We start from the raw sequence: 15,946 nt of genomic DNA, 5'->3' as shown, positions 1-15,946 counted from the left end.
GCTGGGGTTCTCCGCCGTCGACCGGGTGCGGATCCCGGCGATCAACGTGGACGCGCCGGTCACCCCCGTCGGTCTGGACGCGAGCGGCGCGGTGAGCGCGCCGCCGCCCGACGACCCGGACCTCGCGGGCTGGTTCACCGGCGCGGTCTCCCCCGGCGAGAAGGGCACCGCGGTCCTGGTCGGCCATGTCGACAACAAGCAGGGCCCCGCCGTCTTCTACGGACTCGGGGCCCTGCGGAAGGGAAACCGCGTCGACGTCCTGCGCAAGGACGGGCGGACCGCGGTGTTCGAGGTCTACGGTGTCGAGGTCTTCTCCAAGAGCAGCTTCCCCGGCGACCGGGTGTACGGCTCGAAGGGCGCCCCGGAGCTGCGCGTCATCACCTGCGGCGGCGACTTCTCCAAGCAGAACGGCTACGAGGGCAATGTCGTCGTCTTCGCCCGCCTGGTCGCGGTCACCTGAGCCACCGCGCCCGGCGGGCGCCGGCCCCTCCACGAACCGCCCTTGCGGCGGGCGGAGTCGATCAGACGCGTCTGTGGGGCACCGTGAGGTGGTACCCCTGGTCGAGCAGATAGGGCAGCCACTCCTGGATGGCTTCGACGGTCTGTGAGCGGTCGCCCCCGGCATCGTGCGACAGGATGACCACGCCGGGCGCGGCGCCGCCCTCCACCCGCTCGATGATGGTGTCGGTACCGGGCGTGTCCCAGTCGGTGGTGTCGACGGTCCACGCCATCGGCTCCATGCCCATCTCGGCGCCGAGCTGGAACGCGGCCCGGTTCCAGGCGCCGTAGGGGGCGCGGAACCACTGCGGGCGCTCGCCGTAGGCGTCCTCGATGATGTCGCTGGTACGCGCCATCTCGGACTCGATCTCCGCGCGGTCGAGGGTGGTCAGCAGCGGGTGGGTCCAGGTGTGGTTGCCGACGACATGGCCCTCCTCGGCCATCCGGGCCAGCAGGTGCTTGTTGTCCTCGACGCACTCGCCGCACACGAAGAACATCGCCCGCACGTCGTGCCGGGCGAGGGTGTCCAGGATGTGCGGGGTGTATGCGGGGTTGGGGCCGTCGTCGAAGGTCAGCATCATCTGCCGGCCGCGCGAGGAGATCTCGAAGATGGGCTCCGTGCGCACCTTCAGTCTGCGGGGCGCGGAACGTGGCGGGCCGTCACCGGTCAGCGGCTGGAGGCGGAAGGCGGAGGACTTCAGGGGCGCCTGGCGGGCCTGCGGGCCGGGGGCGGGCGCGGGCGCGGGAGCGGCGGTCCGCACGGCCTCCTCGTCGCCCGCCACGACGAGCCCTGCCGTGCCGGCCGCGCCGAGGGCGGCGGCGGAGGCGAGGAGCAAGCGGCGGCGTGTGAACAGCTGATCCTTCTGCATGACTCATCACTCGCCCCCGAAGCGGTCGCCGCACCACAACGGCACGGCGTGCGGGCGGTATTCCACCCGGTCGGACCAGCACCGGTACCCCGGTGGAACCCGCGGGGGCCGTGGGCCGTCCTTCCGTCGGCACGGGCTTCGTCGCGACAACGGGCAAGGGCGGGAACGGAGTTGGCATCGTCAGGGGGAGCGAGCCGCCGCGGCGCAGCGGGCCGGCGGTGGTGCTGCTGGCCGTGGCCCAGGTGCTGGTGGTCTTCGACACCACGCTGTTCACCGTGGGGCTGCCGTGGATCATGCAGCGATCGGGGCTGAGTCTGTCGGGGCTGACCTGGCTGCTGACCGTGTACAGCGTGTGTTTCGGCGCGCTGCCGGCGCTCGCGGCGGCGCTCGGGGAGGCGCTCGGACACCGGCGGGTGCTGATGGCGGGGCTCGCGCTGTCGACGCTGGCCGCCGTGGTGCCCGCGGTGACCTCCGACGGCTCGCTGCTGCTGTGGTCGCGGGCGGTGCAGGGGGTCGCGGCGGCGGTGGTGACGGCGGGGGCGCTGGCGCTGATCGACGCCACGCATCCGCCGGGGCCGGGCCGGGACCGGGCGCTGAGCGTGCACTTCGTGGTCGTCGCCGCCGCCCTGCCCGCGATGCTGCTGCCGACGATGCAGCTGCTGGTGCTGACCGACGAGGGCCCGGCGGCCTTCTGGGTGCAGGCCGTGGCCTCGGCGGCGCTCCTGCCGCTGACCCAGGTGGCGCTCGCCGAGTCCGCGCCGGTGCCCAGGGCGGCGCGCCGGGTGCGCGCGGCGGCGGGGTGGGTGCTGCCGCTGGGCTTCCTGGCGTGGTTCGCCGACTGGCTCGGGGACCACAGCGTGTCGTTGCCGACGGTCGTCCTGATCGCCGTGGCCGGCGCGCTGCTGCCCTCGGCGCTGGGCCTGCTGGGGCGGGGCGAGCGGATGCCGGAGCTGTTCGCGCGGCTGCACCGCGAGCGGGCCGCGGTCGGCGCCTACACGGTGGTGGCGCTGGTGGGGACCTCGCTGGCCGGGCTGCTGTACGTGCTGTCGCCGGCCCTGCAGCTGCTCGGGAACCTGTCCCCGATGCAGGTCGGCTGGGCCATGCTGCCGGGCGTCGCCGGGATCGCCCTGGGATGGCTGGTGCTGCCGCCACTCGCCGCCCGGGCCGGTGTCGGGTGCGCGGTGGCCGGGGCGTGCGCCGCGGCGGCCGTCGGGTTCCTGCTGCTGAGCCTCCACGACGCCACCGGCGTGGCGGTGGTGGTGCTGCCGCTGCTGCTGACCGGGTTCGGCGGCGGGGTGCTCGCGCTGCCGGTGAGCTTCGCCCGGTCCGGCAGCGGGCGCTGCCGCAGGGCCTGAACGCGTCCCGGCAGCTGGGTGCCGCCCTGGGGGTGTCGCTGTTCCCGGGCATCGTCGCGGCCGTGCAGAAGGAGCGGTCCGCCACCGTGACCGACATGGCCGCGTACCGGTCCGTCCTGGCGCACGGCGCCCATGGCTGCTTCCAGCTGGGCCTGGCGCTGTCGCTGGCCGCCGGGGTGGTCGCGCTGCTGACTCTGACCCGGATCGTGCCGGTCCCGCGGCCGGCCCCGGCTTCGGGGCTCAGCGACGGCGCACCAGCGGGAACGCCAGGGTCTCCCGGATCGTGAGACCGGTGAGGCACATGACGAGCCGGTCGACGCCGAGGCCGAGGCCGCCGGTCGGGGGCATCGCGTAGTCGAGCGCCTGGAGGAAGTCCTCGTCCAGCTCCATGGCCTCGGCGTCCCCGCCGGCCGCCCGCAGCGACTGCTCGGTGAGCCGTCGGCGCTGCTCCACGGGGTCGGTCAACTCGGAGTATGCGGTGCCCAGTTCGGCACCGAAGGCGACGAGGTCCCAGCGTTCGGCGAGCCGCGGGTCGGCGCGGTGGCGCCGGGCGAGCGGGGAGACGGCGACGGGGAAGTCCTTGTAGAAGGTGGGCAGTCGGGTGTGCTCCTCGACCAGCCGCTCGTACATCTCCAGGACGACGTCGGCGGGTTGGTCGTCGGCGGTGTACGGCACTCCCGTGCGGTCGCACAGCCGGTGCAGCCGCAGCAGTTCGGTGCCGGGGCCGATCTCCTCGCCCAGCGCCTCGGAGAGGGCGCCGTACACGGTCTTCACCGGCCACTGCCCGGACAGGTCGTGCTCCTCGCCGTCCCTGCGGGCCACCGGGGCGCCGAAGGCGGCGGTCGCGGCGCCCTGCACCAGTTCGCGCACGAGGTCGAGCATCATGTCGTAGTCGGCGTACGCCTGGTAGGCCTCCAGCATCGTGAACTCGGGGTTGTGCTTGGCCGAGACGCCCTCGTTGCGGAAGGTGCGGCCCAGTTCGAAGACCTTCTCCAGGCCGCCGACGCACAGCCGCTTGAGGTACAGCTCGGGGGCGATGCGCAGATACAGGTCGAGGTCGTAGGCGTTGCTGTGGGTGGTGAACGGGCGGGCGTTGGCGCCGCCGTGGATCTGCTGCAACACCGGGGTCTCGACCTCGGTGAAGCCCCGCTCCAGCAGGCCCTGGCGCAGCGCGCCCACGGTGGCGGAGCGGGCGCGCAGCACGGCGCGGGCGTCGGGCCTGGTGATCAGGTCCAGGTGGCGCCGGCGGACCCTGGCCTCGGGGTCGGTCAGGCCCCGGTGCTTGCCGGGCAGCGGGCGCAGGCACTTCCCGGTGAGCTGCCAGGAGGTGGCGAAGACGGTGGGCTCGCCCCGGTCGCTGCGGCCGCTGTGCCCGGTGACGGTGATGTGGTCGCCGGTGTCGGCGTCGGCGGTGAAGCGGTCCAGGGCGGCGCCGCACCGGTCGCGGGTGAGGGCGATCTGGTGGTCGCCGGACCAGTCGCGCAGCACGGCGAAGACGATGCCGCCGAAGTCGCGGACCAGCATGATCCGTCCGGCGACGGTGACCTGCGGACCGGGTTCGCCGGGGCGGCCGGGCGGGACGTCGGCGAGGGCGTGGGTGGGGGCGCGGACAGCGACCGGGGAGGGGTCGGTGCCGCGCTTGCGCAGCCGGTCCAGCGTGTGGTGCCGGACGCGGATCTGGTCGGGCAGGTCCGTGCCCGGGGCGGCGGGCCCGGCCGCCCTCCGCTGCCCGGTGCCGGCCGCCGCCGCGGGCAGGGGCGGTCGGGGAGCGGGCCGCGCTCCGGCGCCCCGGTGCCCCTTGCCCCACAGGGTGCGCAACGACGGTACGCGGACGAAGCCTTCGGCGATCCCGGAGGCCAGGCCGATGCGGGCGAGGGAGGCGGTCTCGCCGTAGCAGATGAACCGCGGGTACCACTCGGGCCGGTACTTGGCGTTGGAGCGGTACAGCGCCTCCAGTTGCCACCAGCGGGAGAGGAACAGCAGCAGCCGGCGCCAGAGCCGCAGGACGGGGCCGGCCCCGATGCGGGCGCCCTCCTCGAAGACGGAGCGGAAGACGGCGAAGTTCAGCGAGATCCGGCGGATGCGCGCCTTGGGCGCGGCGGCGCAGAGTTCGGCGACCATGAACTCCATCACCCCGTTGGGGGCGGCGCGGTCGCGGCGCATCAGGTCCAGGGAGACGCCGTCCGGTCCCCAGGGCACGAAGGAGAGCAGGGCGAGCAGCCGGCCGTCCTCGCCGCAGGCCTCCACGAGCAGGCAGTCGCCGTCGGCGGGGTCGCCGAGCCGGTCCAGGGCCATGGAGAAGCCGCGCTCGGTCTCGGTGTCGCGCCAGGCGTCGGCCTTGTCGACGATCTCCTCCATCTCCCGTTCGCCGAGCTGGGCGTGGCGGCGGATGCGGCAGGTGGCGCCGGTGCGGCGGACCCGGTGCACGGCCTGCCGGGTGACGCGCATGTCTCGGCCCCCGAGGTCGAAGCCGGCCACGTGCACGATCGCCTCGTCGCCGAGCTGGAGGGCGCCGAGTCCGGCGCGGGCGAAGGCGCGGGCGCCGTCCTCGGAGGCGCCCATCACGGCGGGCGCCCAGGCGTGGCGGCGGGCCAGGTCCAGCCAGGCGGCGATGGCGTGCGGCCAGGCCTCCGGGTCGCCGACCGGGTCGCCGGCGGCGAGGCACACGCCGGCCTCGACGCGGTAGGTGACGGCGGCCTTGCCGCTGGGCGAGAAGACGACGGCCTTGTCCCGGCGGGTGGCGAAGTAGCCGAGGGAGTCGCGTGCGCCGTACGCCTCCAGCAGGGCGCGGATGCGGTCCTCCTCGTCGCCGTGCAGGGCGGCCTCCAGGCGCTGGGAACGGAACAGCGCGGCGGCGGCGTTGAGCAGCGCGAGCGCGCCGAGCAGGCCGAGCACGAAGGTGACCTCGCGGGGCGGGCGCCCGGCGAAGGAGCCGCTGGAGACGAGGCCGCCGCAGACCCGGTCGGCGGCCCACGCCAGGTGCTGGCCGGCCGGGAGGGTGCCCGGGAACAGCAGGACGAGCCCCCAGCCGAGCAGGATCGCCACGGCGAGCCCACCGAGCAGGACGGCGAGCGCCCGCCACACCGCGCCGCGCCGGGAGGCGGCGTAGAACTCCCCGCGGGCCGTGATCAGCAGGAGCAGCAGCAGGCCGCACAGGACGAGGGAGGGCAGCGACTGGGCGTACAGGCCGAGGGCGGCGCCGAGCGCGTCGGTGAGCAGGACCAGGCCGAGGTAGACGACGACCAGCCACCAGGCGACCTTCTTGCGCGCGGCGGTGGCGCCGGCCAGCAGGAACAGGAAGACGGCGTAGGCGAGGTTGGCGCTGATCGGCACCAGCACCAGGTCGATGCCCCGCACGAGCGGGCGCAGCAGCCGCCGCAGCGGTTCGATCAGCGCGATCGCCGCGCACAGCACCCCGAGCCCGGCGAACAGGCCGGCGAAGGCCTCGGGCACCCGGGCGAGGCGCCCCCCGCCGGGCGGGCGTGACGCGGCCGCGCCGTTCCCGCGCGCGGCGGGCTCCGCGGTGGCGGTCATGCCTCCGACTGTAGGAAGGGGGCGGGGGACGCGCGCGCTGGGAGGAATCCGGGAGGGGCCGGTCCGTGCCGAGGAGGGTGCGGTGGGCGCCGTCGGGCGCAGTGGCTGCCGTGGGGTGGCGAAGCCCCGCCGCACCGTGAGGCGGTGGGAAGTAAAGGTTCCGATAATCTCAAGATGTGACGGAGCAGCACGAGCAGCATGCGCACCAGTTCGAGCGGGGTACGGACGGCCCGAAGGTCGTCCTCGTCGGGGTGGACGGCTCCGACTCGTCGATGCGTGCCGCGGCGTACGCCGGCGGTCTGGCCCGGCGCCAGCACGCGCTGCTGGCGGTGGTCTACGTGCAGCCGGTGCCGGCGGCCGGGGCGGCGCTGGGCGCGCCGGTGATGGAGACGGCCGACGAGATCGCCGAGGACCTGGTGACGCAGATCCGGGAGGCGGCCGAGCGGGTCCGGGGGATATTCGAGGTGCGCTGGGAGTTCCACACCTATCGCGGCGACCCCTACCACGGTCTGGTCGCGGCGGCCGAGGAACTGAAGGCGGACGCGGTGGTGGTGGGCGCCTCCGAGCAGGCCGGACACCGGATCATCGGGTCGGTGGCGGTGCGACTGGTGAAGGCGGGGCGCTGGCCGGTGACGGTCGTTCCGTAGCCTTCCGGGGTGCTCGCAGGAGCAGCAGCGGGGTGGCGAGCATCAGCACCCCGGCGAGGCCCAGGGCGGTGCGCGCCCCGGTGAGGGCGGCCACCAGGCCCCACAGCGCGGTGATCGCGGCGGTGCAGGCCTTGCCGGTGACGGACCAGGCGGCCAGCATGCGGGCCACCCGGTCGTTCGGGGTCAGCTCCAGGCGCTCGGTGACGACGAGCGGGTTGAAGATGCCGCAGCACAGGATCAGTCCGGCCTCCACCCCCATCACCAGGAGCAGTCCGGGCACGCCGGGCCCGACGAAGGCGAGGCCGATCGGCCAGCAGGCGCGCAGCACGCCGGAGGCGCGCAGCACCCGGCGCCTGCCGTACCGGGTGGCCAGCGGGCGGGCCAGCCGGGAGCCGAGCAGCCCGGCGAGGCAGGGCACGGCGAAGGCGAGGCCGTACTGCCAGGGCGCGAAGCCGAGGTGGCCCAGCATGAGCACCGACAGGACCGGCGAGCCGGCCATGATCAGGGCGTTGCCCAGCAGCACGTTGAAGAACAGCGGGCGCAGGGCGCGGCTGGTGAGCAGGTGGCGCCAGCCGTCGAGGAGTTCGCCGGCCCGGGGCGCGGCGGTGCGCTCGGGGACGGTCTCGCCGCGGCCGATGGCGCGGATGCCGAGGGCGGAGAGCAGATAGCTGACGGCGTCCGCGGCCACGGTGGTCACCGGTCCCAGCAGCCCGGCGACGGCGCCGCCGAGCGGGGGCCCGAGCACGCTGGCGGTCCAGGTCGTCGACTCGAACCGGCCGGCCGCGGTGAGCAGGCCGTCGGGCGGCACCAGCGCCTTGAGGTGGGCGCCGGAGGCGGCGGTGAAGGTGATGTCGGCCGCGGCGACGACCACGGAGACCACCAGGAGCTGCGCGAAGCCGAGCACGCCGAAGGCGTAGGCGGCGGGCAGGGTGAGCAGTGCGGCCCCGCGCACCAGGTCGGCGGTGATCATCACCGGCCGCTTGGGCCGGAACTCGATCCAGGGGCCGAGCGGTACGGCGGCCACCGCGCCGACGGCCACTCCGGCCGAGGCGAGCAGCGACACCTGGGCCGAGCCCGCGTGCAGGACGAGAACCGCGATCAGCGCGAAGGCGTCGAACGCGAGCCAGGTACCGAAGGTACTGACCGAATACGCCGCCCACAGCCACCCGAACTGCCGACCCAGCCTCATCCACAACCTCCCGTTGACCCGGCATATGAAAACCAGCAGGTGGCCTGCGGTTCAAACAACCGGTGCGACGTCCGCCACAACCATTGGTTGTACACGGGCGCCCGGTGGCTACGATGGCCGGGTGGATCTCAAGGCCGTGCGCACCTTCGTCGCCGTGGCGGACAGCGGGCAGTTCCAGGAGGCGTCCGCCGTCCTCGGCATCACCCAGCAGGCCGTCTCCAAGCGGATCGCCGCGCTGGAGAAGGAGCTCGGGGTACAGCTGTTCCACCGGTCCGCGCGCGGGGCGGAGCCGACCATCGACGGGCAGGCGTTCCTGCCGCACGCCCGCGAGCTGCTGCTGGCCGAGGAGCGGGCCGCCGCCTCGGTGCGGCCGGGCCGGCGGGCGCTGCGGGTGGACGTGGTCGGGGCCCGGCTCGGCCCGGCGGGCCTGCTGCGCGACTTCCACCGGGTGCACCCGGAGACGGCCCTGGACGTGGTGACCCTGTTCGACGCGGAGACGGCCGTCGCGGCCGTGCGCTCGGGAACCATCGACGCGACCTTCCGCGCGGTCGGCCCCCGGCTGCCGGAGGGCCTGCGGGCGGCGCGGGTCTACGACGAGGCGGTCCAGTTGCTGACCGGTCCGGGGCATCCCCTCGCCGGGGCCCGTTCGGTGCGGCCGGCGGAGCTGGCCGGGCACCGGATCTGGATGCCGGGCCTGGTGGCCGGCACCGAATGGGCCGCCTACTACGAGGCGCTGGCCGCCGAGTTCGGGCTGACCATCGACTCGGTGGGCCCCGACTTCGGCTCGGAGGCACTGCTCGACACGGTCGCGGACTCCGCCACGCTCGCCACCCTCGTCGCCGAGGGCATCCGGCTGGTCTGGCCCGCCGGGCACGATCTGCGGCGGATCCCGCTCACCGATCCGACGCCGGTCTACCCGCACTCCCTGGTGTGGAACGCGGCCAACACGCACCCGGGCCTCGCGGCACTGCGCGCCCATCTCGCCGCCCGGCCCACGGCCCGCCCGTCCTCGCGGCCGTGGACCCCCGCCTGGGCCGTGCGTGGCTCCTTCCCTGCGGCGCGGCCCTGAGCCATCATGAACCGCCGTCAGCCGTTTGCCATCGGCGAAGAGGTGAGGCGCATGGCCAAGCTCCGCGCGGGTGAGGGGATTCTCCGCCGCAAACCCATCGAGCACATCGAGGAGACGGAGGCGGGCGAGGGGCCCCGGCTGGAGCGGTCGCTCGGGCTGTGGCAGCTCACGGCGATCGGCGTCGGCGGCATCATCGGGGCCGGCATCTTCACGCTCGCCGGCACGGTGGCCAACGGCACGGCCGGTCCCGCGGTACTGGTGTCGTTCCTGATCGCGGGCGCGGCGAGCGCGTGCGCGGCGCTGTCGTACGCCGAGTTCGCGGGACTGATCCCGAAGGCGGGCTCGGCGTACACCTACGGCTACGCGGTGCTCGGCGAGTTCGCGGGCTGGTTCATCGGCTGGGACCTGCTGCTGGAGTACACGGCGATCGTGGCGGTCGTCGCGATCGGCATCTCGGGCTACTTCGGCTTCCTGGTCGAGCAGATGGGGGCGAAGCTGCCGCACTGGATGCTGGGCGCGCCCGGCACCGGCTCCGGGCACCGGGTGGACCTGTTCGCGGTGGTGCTCTGCCTGCTGATCGCCTGGCTGCTCAACCTCGGCATCCGCAGCGCGGCCCGCTTCGAGACGCTGGTGGTCGCGGTGAAGGTGCTGGTGGTGCTGCTGGTGATCGCGGTGGGCGTGTTCCACATCGACACGGCGAACTACCACCCGTTCTTCCCCTACGGAGTCGGCGGCGCCTTCACGGGTGCGGCGACGGTGTTCTTCGCCGTGTTCGGCTACGACGCCATGTCGACGGCGGCCGAGGAGTCCAAGGACGCGCAGCGGCACATGCCGAAGGCGATCGTCTACTCGCTGGTGATCGCGATGGTGCTGTACGTGGCGGCCTGTCTGGTGCTGACGGGCATGCAGAACTACAAGGACATCGACAAGGAGAGCGGGTTCTCCACGGCGTTCAAGTCGGTGGGCCTGAACGGGCTCGCGGACGTGATCGCGGTGGGTGCCATCATCGGCATCCTCACGGTGATGTTCACCTTCATGCTGGGGGTGACCCGGGTGTGGTTCGCCATGTCCCGGGACGGCCTGCTCCCCAGGTGGTTCGCCAAGACGCACCCGACGCGGCACGTGCCGACCCGGGTGACCTGGATCGTCGGGGCGGCCTCCGCGCTGATCGCCGGGTTCCTGCCGATCGGCGAGGCGGCCGAGCTGACCAACATCGGCATCCTGCTGGCGTTCGTGGTGGTGTGCACGGCGGTGATCGTGCTGCGTCGCCGGCGCCCGGACCTGCCCCGCACCTTCCGCACCCCGGCGGTGCCGTTCGTGCCCGCGCTGGGCGTGCTCTTCTCGCTCTGGCTGATCACGTTCCTCCAGTGGCAGACGTGGGTGCGGTTCGCGGTGTGGTTCCTGATCGGCTGCGCGGTCTACTTCGGCTACTCCTACAAGCGTTCCGCGCTGGCCGAGCGGCGGCCCGAGTGATCACTCCCCCATCACCAGGCCGTCCTTGGCGGCGCCCCGGCTGAGCACCACCTCGCGGATCCGGTCGCGTACCCCGGCGAGGTCGGCGCCGCCCTCGACGGCCCGGCCGACGTCGATCACGCGGCCGGCGTCGAGGTCGTACAGCTGGGGCACGAACTCGGCCCGGGTGACCTGCCAGCGTCCGCCCGGCCGGGCGGGCGGGGCGAACGTGAAGCGGGCGAGGGTGGACTCGTCGGTGCGCGGGTCGCGGGCGCCGTGGCCGTCGTCCGGTGCGCCGCCGATCTGGTCGCCCAGGCCGTAGACCACCCAGGTGCCGTTGACCTTCTCGTACGGCTGCGGGACATGGGTGTGGGTGCCGAGGATCAGGTCGATGTCCGGACGGCCGCCGGCGGCGGAGGCGGTGAGTTCGCGGGCGAGGGCGGTCTGCGCCCCGGTCGGCGCGTCGTCGCGGTCGGTGCCCCAGTGCAGGGAGAGGACCACCACGTCGGCGCCGGCCCGCCGGGCGGCGCGGGCGTCGGCGGTGATCCGGCCGACGTCGATCGGGCGGAGCGCCCAGGGCTGCCCGGCGGGCAGCGGCCGCTCGGTGTCGAAGGTGTACGACAGCTGCGCGACCTTGGCCGATCCGGCCTGGTGGAGGGAGACGTAGCGGGCCTCGTCCGCGCTGCGGGCGGCGCCCGCGTGCGTCAGGCCCGCCTCGTCCAGGGCGCCCAGGGTGCGCCGGACGCCCTCGGCGCCGTCGTCCAGGACGTGTTCGGAGGCGGTGGCGCAGCCGTCGTAACCGGTCGCGGCGAGACCCTGGGCGAGCTGCGGCGGGGACAGCGGGGCGGCGTCGCCGTAGCCGTTCTCCAGGTGACACAGTGCCAGGTCGGCGCCGCTCACCAGGGGTTCGACGTCGGCGAGCATGGGCCGGAAGTCGTAGCCGCCGGAGCCCGCGCCGGCGGCCGCGTCGGCGTCGTAGGAGGCGCGGTCGAGGACGGCGGCGTCCGTCAGGACGTCACCGGTGGCGACCAGGGTGAAGCCGCGGGCGGCGGCGGGCGGCCCGGGCGCGCCGTCGGGGGCGGCGGAATCCTGGCGGACGTGGTTGGCGCAGGCGGCCGCGGTCGCGAGGACGGCGGTCAGGGCCAGGGCCACCTGGTGTCTGCGTCCGATCATCAACTCACACCTCGGGATCTGCGTCAGCACCTCGGCACATCGGTACGTCAGTGCGCATGTCGTATTTACCGACATTGCCGTGACGGGCCCCCGGGTATGAAGCCGACTCTCCGTCCGAACGGTCCGGGTCCTCTCATTGACCCATCCGGTGCGACTGTGAAGACACTCACGCCCCACCACTGTGACGTCCTTGCCCCCGTGTGCTCCCACGGGGCCGGTGGGACGCAAGCGGCGCGCACGCCCGGCGCCGCACCCGGTACCGTGAGGCACCGGACGTGCGGTGAAACCGGGAGCCAGGTCAAGCCTCGGCAAAGCGCCTTGCTGTGGCCCCCCTTGGGGCAATGGGCTGTCCCCATCCGCGTTCCGGGCGGGGCGCGTCCCCGGGGGCCGGGCGACGCGCACGCACCGGAGGAAGGGCAGGAAGGGAATGCCGCACAGAGGTCACGAGAGCAGCGACGGCACGGACGGCACCGGCGAGGGGGAACTGGACGTCCCCATGGCGTGGCTGTACGCCGAGTACATCGCCGACGAACTGCTGCGCACCGGCGATCTGATGCCGCCGACGTCCTTCGAGTTCCGGGCCGGCCGGGACGCACTGGCGCTGACCGTCTTCCTGTCCGACACCGACGGGGAACTCTCCGGCATCCGGGTCGTCTCCCAGCTGGACAACTGGCTGTCGCTGACGGCCTGCGACCATCCGTGGCCGCAGTGGGTGCGCGCCCGGATGGCCGAGCGGGCGGCCTCCGGGCCCTCGGCCGATCTGGCGCTCGCCCAGGAGGCCTGGCGCTGGCTGGAGGAGACCGAACTGCTGGCCCCCGACCTGGACGCGGTGCCGGGCGGTGGCGTCCCGGCCGGCGAGGACGACGGCCCGCAGGTGTGGACGCCGGCCTGGCAGCTGGGCCTGCCGCTCGGGCACCTGGCGATCCACCTCTTCTGACGACGGCGGGCGCCCCTACTTCAGCAGCCGGGAGAGCCTGCGGTCGGCGAGCGGCTTGCCGCCCGTCTGGCAGGTGGGGCAGTACTGGAGCGAGGAGTCGCTGAAGGAGACCTCCCGGATGGTGTCGCCGCACACCGGGCAGGGCTCGCCGGTGCGGCCGTGCACCCGCAGGCCGCTCTTCTTCTCGGACTTCAGCCGTCCGGCGGCCACGCCCCGGGAGCGCTCGACCGCCTCGGTGAGGGTGCCGCGCAGCGCCTCGTAGAGCTGGTGGGTCTCCTGCGGGGTGAGGGAGGCGGCGAGCTTGAACGGGGACATCTTCGCCGCGTGCAGGATCTCGTCGCTGTAGGCGTTGCCGATCCCCGCGATCAGCGACTGGTCCCGCAGGGCGCCCTTGAGCTGCCGTCGCTCCGCCTTCAGCAGGGCGGCGAGGCGGTCCTCGCCGAAGTCGGCGGCGAGCGGGTCGGGGCCGAGGCGGGCGATGCCCGGCACCTGCGCCGGATCGCGCACCAGGTACACCGCGAGGCGTTTTTGGGTGCCGGCCTCGGTGAGGTCGAAGCCCTCGCCGGTCTCCAGCGCCACGCGCAGCGCGAGCGGGCCCTTGCCCGGCTTGGGCGGCCCGTCCGGCAGCCGGTCCTTCCACTGCAGCCAGCCCGCGCGGGCCAGGTGGATCACCAGATGGGGCCCGCTGTCGGCCGCCAGGTCGAGGAACTTGCCGTGCCGGCGCACGTCGGTGATCCGGGCGCCCTCCAGGGCGGTGAGCGGCGGGTCGTACGTCTTGAGCACGCTGACGGCGACCGGCAGCACCCGCGCCACGCGGTGGCCGACCAGGTGCTCGGTGAGGAAGTCCGTGAGTGCTTCGACCTCGGGCAGTTCCGGCATACGTCCAGAGTGCCACCCGGCACCGACAACGCCCCCCGGCTCACCCGTCCGGCCCGCTCCGGTTCCCGCCCGCCCGGAACTCGCACCACACCGCCTTGCCGCCGCCGCGCGCCTCCACGCCCCACGCGTCCGCGAGCCGGTCCACCAGCAGCAGCCCACGCCCCGAGACCCCGTCCTGCCCCGCGTCCCGGCGCCGGGGCAGGGCGCTGGAGGAGTCCTCCACCTCGATCCGCAGCCTGCGCTCACCCCCGACGGGGGACCGCAGGGTCACGATCGCCGCGCCCTCGGTGTGCACCAGGACGTTGGTGATCAGCTCGTCGGCGGCCAGCTCCACCTCGTCGGCGCGTTCGCCGGCGCCCCAGGCGCGGGCCGCGGCCCGGATCATGTGCCGGGCCTGGGCGAGGGCCTGCGGATCACCGGGCGCCACATGCTGCTGGAGCCGGCCGGAGGGCCGCGCGGTCTCCGGGACGCGTCGGTGCAGCAGGAGCAGGGCCACGTCGTCGTCGCCGCCGCGCTCCTCGGCCAGCCGGATCAGCAGGTCGGCGAGGTCGGAGACCTCGTCCGGCCCCGCGCAGACCCGCTCCGCGAGGCTCCGCATGCCGTCGTCCAGGTCGGCTCCGGGCTGCTCGACCAGCCCGTCGGTGCACAGCAACAGGGTCTCGCCGGGGTCGAGTTCGAGGGTGGCGACGGGATAGTCCAGCACGCCGAAGTCGGCGGACAGCCCGAGCGGCAGCCCGCCGTCGACCGGCACGCGCCGGCAGCCGTCCGCGCCGCGCACCAGCGGGTCGATGTGCCCGGCGCGGACCACCTGGACCACCCCGGTGGCCAGGTTGGCGTCGGCGTACAGACAGGTGGCGAAGCGGCCGGTGTCCAGCTCGTGCAGGAAGACGGAGGCGCGGGCCATCACGGTGGCCGGGGGGTGCCCCTCGGCGGCGTAGGCGCGCAGCACGATCCGCAGCTGGCCCATCACGGCCGTCGCGTGGGTGTCATGGCCCTGGACGTCGCCGATGACGGCGCCGACCCGGCCGCCGGGCAGCGGGATCACGTCGTACCAGTCACCGCCGATGTCCCGGCCCAGGGCGGCCGCGCGATAGCGCACGGCGATGTCGGCGCCCGGCACGCGCGGGATGGTCCGCGGCAGCATGGCCTGCTGGAGCCCCTGGGCGAGTTCCTTCTGCTGCTCGTAGAGCATGGCCCGTTGCAGGCTCTGCGCGATGCTGCTGCCGAGGGCCACGAGGACGGCGCGCTCCTCTTCGGAGAAGCCGCGCCGGACGCTGTAGAGCAGGCCCATCGCGCCGATCGGGCGGCCCTGGGCGATCAGGGGCAGATAGGCGGCCGAGGCGATCCGCAGATGGGTGATCTGCGACCAGAGCAGGGGGTACTCCCGCGCGAACTCCTCCGGGCTCTCGACGAACCGCGGGCTCAGCGTCCGGACGACCTCGCTCATCGGGTACGGCTCGTCGACGCGGTTGACCTGGCTGGCGGGCACGAAGCTGCCGGGCGGCGCCTCGGCGACGAGCCGGATCCGGCCGGCCTCCACCAGGCCCATCACAAAGCTGGCCGCGCCCAGCCGGCGGATGCCGTGGGTGTCCTTGAGGACCTCGATGACGTCCTGCACGGTGCGGGCGTGGGCGAGGGCCGCGGAGACGGCCTGGACGATGCTGGTCTGCTGGCGGAAGGCCTCGTCCTGGGCGGCGCGCAGACTGCGGGCCGCGCCCTCGGTCAGCTCCTCGGTGGCGTCGCGGACGATGCCGACGACACGGCGCGGGCGGCCGGAGTCGTCCCGGCGGATGTAGCCCTGGGTGTGGGTCCAGCGGGGGGTGCCGTCGCGGCGGCGGATGCGGAAGTAGCCGCCGTAGTTCTCGGTGCCCTCCTTGATGGCGCGGGCCACCAGCGCGTCCAGCCGGGCCGCCTCGGGCTGCGGCACCCGGGCGGCCAGGGACTCGAAGCGCCCGTCGAACTCCTCGGGGAGCAGGTCGAACACCTGGTGCGCCTGGGCGTCCATGTGGAACAGGCCCTTGTCCAGGTCCCAGTCGAAGGTGCCCATGCGGTTGAGCGCCAGGATCGGGTCCGGGTGGGCGGGCCGGTCCTCCGGGAGTGGCAGGGCACTCGCTGCCCGATCAGCCATGGAGCCACCTTGCCAGGATTCGCCGGATTCTTCGACCCGGTCCCGGGGGCCCGGCCGGAGCGCCGTTCACCCGCCGGGCGGCCCGGCGGGGGCGCCGTCCGGGGTGGCTCCGGCCCCGGGCGTGCCGTCGTCGGCCGGTGCGGCGCCGTCGCTCGCGCCGGGTGTGCCGGTACCACCGGCGGCACCGGGCGGGGCGATCTCGTCGAGGTCCCGCGG

General features: G+C 74.2%; 13 protein-coding genes. 7 read left to right on the top strand and 6 right to left on the bottom strand.

Annotated elements, in window-relative coordinates:
- Positions 1-460 (top strand): class F sortase (locus tag FRZ03_RS07865; RefSeq protein ID WP_146464433.1); only part of this gene is annotated, 460 nt, incomplete at its 5' end.
- Positions 461-521: 61 nt separating this feature from the next.
- Here the strand turns inward: FRZ03_RS07865 and FRZ03_RS07860 are convergent.
- Complete coding sequence (locus FRZ03_RS07860) at positions 522-1,367, bottom strand: polysaccharide deacetylase family protein (RefSeq protein WP_146464432.1); 846 nt, start codon at positions 1,365-1,367, stop codon at positions 522-524.
- A 110-nt stretch (positions 1,368-1,477) separates the two neighbouring features.
- Between FRZ03_RS07860 and FRZ03_RS07855 the strand changes: the two genes are divergently transcribed.
- Entirely contained in the window at positions 1,478-2,722 is a 1,245-nt protein-coding gene (locus FRZ03_RS07855; RefSeq protein ID WP_186785300.1) for an MFS transporter, read from the top strand.
- A 32-nt stretch (positions 2,723-2,754) separates the two neighbouring features.
- A complete protein-coding gene (locus FRZ03_RS07850) occupies positions 2,755-3,009 on the top strand; it encodes a hypothetical protein (RefSeq protein ID WP_146464430.1) in 255 nt (84 codons plus the stop codon).
- Here FRZ03_RS07850 and lysX read toward each other — a convergent pair.
- A complete protein-coding gene (lysX, locus tag FRZ03_RS07845) occupies positions 2,963-6,256 on the bottom strand; it encodes a bifunctional lysylphosphatidylglycerol synthetase/lysine--tRNA ligase LysX (protein ID WP_146464429.1) in 3,294 nt (1,097 codons plus the stop codon). The genes FRZ03_RS07850 and lysX overlap by 47 nt on opposite strands.
- A gap of 176 nt (positions 6,257-6,432) precedes the next feature.
- Here lysX and FRZ03_RS07840 point away from each other — a divergent pair, with 176 nt between their 5' ends.
- Complete coding sequence (locus FRZ03_RS07840) at positions 6,433-6,903, top strand: universal stress protein (RefSeq protein ID WP_146464428.1); 471 nt, start codon at positions 6,433-6,435, stop codon at positions 6,901-6,903.
- Here the strand turns inward: FRZ03_RS07840 and FRZ03_RS07835 are convergent.
- The gene (locus FRZ03_RS07835; protein ID WP_146464427.1) at positions 6,839-8,092 is read right to left on the bottom strand and encodes an MFS transporter; all 1,254 of its coding nucleotides are present in this window, start codon (positions 8,090-8,092) and stop codon (positions 6,839-6,841) included. The genes FRZ03_RS07840 and FRZ03_RS07835 overlap by 65 nt on opposite strands.
- Before the next feature lie 121 nt (positions 8,093-8,213).
- Here FRZ03_RS07835 and FRZ03_RS07830 point away from each other — a divergent pair, with 121 nt between their 5' ends.
- Positions 8,214-9,161, top strand: coding sequence for a LysR family transcriptional regulator (locus FRZ03_RS07830; RefSeq protein WP_146464426.1), 948 nt, complete (start codon positions 8,214-8,216; stop codon positions 9,159-9,161).
- Positions 9,162-9,212: 51 nt separating this feature from the next.
- Positions 9,213-10,634: an amino acid permease gene (locus tag FRZ03_RS07825; protein WP_146464425.1), complete on the top strand. Its 1,422-nt coding sequence runs from the start codon at positions 9,213-9,215 to the stop codon at positions 10,632-10,634.
- Here the strand turns inward: FRZ03_RS07825 and FRZ03_RS07820 are convergent, their stop codons facing one another.
- The gene (locus FRZ03_RS07820) at positions 10,635-11,786 is read right to left on the bottom strand and encodes a CapA family protein (RefSeq protein WP_146464424.1); all 1,152 of its coding nucleotides are present in this window, start codon (positions 11,784-11,786) and stop codon (positions 10,635-10,637) included.
- Between the two features lie 427 nt (positions 11,787-12,213).
- Here FRZ03_RS07820 and FRZ03_RS07815 point away from each other — a divergent pair, with 427 nt between their 5' ends.
- Positions 12,214-12,723 carry a hypothetical protein gene (locus FRZ03_RS07815; protein WP_146464423.1) on the top strand — a complete coding sequence of 170 codons (510 nt, stop codon included), beginning with the start codon at positions 12,214-12,216 and terminating at the stop codon, positions 12,721-12,723.
- A gap of 15 nt (positions 12,724-12,738) precedes the next feature.
- On the opposite strand, the gene FRZ03_RS07810 is transcribed toward FRZ03_RS07815, so the two are convergent.
- Positions 12,739-13,602 (bottom strand): Fpg/Nei family DNA glycosylase, encoded by an 864-nt coding sequence (locus tag FRZ03_RS07810; RefSeq protein WP_146464422.1) that lies wholly within the window; start codon positions 13,600-13,602, stop codon positions 12,739-12,741.
- A 40-nt stretch (positions 13,603-13,642) separates the two neighbouring features.
- Positions 13,643-15,730 carry a SpoIIE family protein phosphatase gene (locus FRZ03_RS07805; protein ID WP_146464421.1) on the bottom strand — a complete coding sequence of 696 codons (2,088 nt, stop codon included), beginning with the start codon at positions 15,728-15,730 and terminating at the stop codon, positions 13,643-13,645.
- Between the last annotated feature and the right edge of the window lie 216 nt (positions 15,731-15,946).

The organism is Streptomyces misionensis (genome assembly GCF_007896895.1).
Classification (GTDB): Bacteria; Actinomycetota; Actinomycetes; order Streptomycetales; family Streptomycetaceae; genus Streptomyces; species Streptomyces misionensis_A.
The sequence above is the reverse complement of the archived record's forward strand: the minus strand, read 5'-3'. Positions and strand labels throughout refer to the sequence as shown.